Origin of the sequence: Serratia sp. HMSC15F11 (assembly GCF_001808215.1) — a bacterium.
Classification (GTDB): domain Bacteria; phylum Pseudomonadota; class Gammaproteobacteria; order Enterobacterales; family Enterobacteriaceae; genus Serratia; species Serratia nevei.
The window spans coordinates 1-794 of sequence record NZ_KV792446.1 but is presented as its reverse complement, the minus strand read 5'-3'; the positions used below and the strand labels follow the sequence as shown (position 1 = coordinate 794).

Genomic DNA, 794 nt, shown 5'->3' with positions numbered 1-794 from the left:
CGGCCAACGAACTCGACCACTTCATAAATCAGGTGCATCCGCTCGCTGTCGGCACGCGGCTTCTTCCTGCCGTTGGCATCCCAGCATAACCAGCCGATCGCCAGCATTTTCAGCGACGGCACCATGATACTGGCGATGAAAATCACCATCGCCACCGGATAAGAGCCGCTCCCCCACAGCAGGACCACCCCCGCCATGATGGTGGAATTCATCTTGTTGCCCAGCGCCTCGGTCACCATGATCGGCATCAGGTTGGCCGGGATATACAGCATGATGGAGGTCACCAGCAGCGCCAGCGTCCACTGCAGGCTGTGGCGGCGGCGCACGTAGCCGTTGGTGTGGCAGCGCGGGCAGCGCACCTGATTGGCCGGCAGGATCGCCGTGCAGCAGGCGCAGGAGCGCACGCCCTGGCGCATGCCGGTGCGCCCCACCGTCAGCGGGCGATCGAGACGCGGTGCCGGTTCGATGTCCTGCCACAGCCAGCGCCGATCCACGCACTGGAAGGCGCGCACCTGCAGCAGGCAAAACAGGCAATAAGGCACGAAGCTGCTGCCGATGCCGATATCGCCGTAGGCCATCAGCTTGACGAAGCTGACCAGCACCCCGGCGAGGAAAATTTCCACCATGCACCAGGTTTTGAACTGGAACAGCACCCGGGCCATCCACGCTTTGAGCCCCAGCGGCAAGCGCACTTTGGCGCACAGCAGGATAATCGCCACCATGCAAAACGCCGGGATCAGCTGCACGAACACCATAAACAAGGTGGCCATGCTGGCGTAGTCTTCCGCCACCAT

Annotated in this window: 1 protein-coding gene; it reads right to left on the bottom strand. The window is 62.6% G+C overall.

The annotated features are described in order from the left end of the window. Nucleotides 1-794: PqiA/YebS family transporter subunit (locus tag HMPREF3138_RS10285; RefSeq protein ID WP_070559031.1), on the bottom strand; the 794-nt coding region annotated here is incomplete at both ends.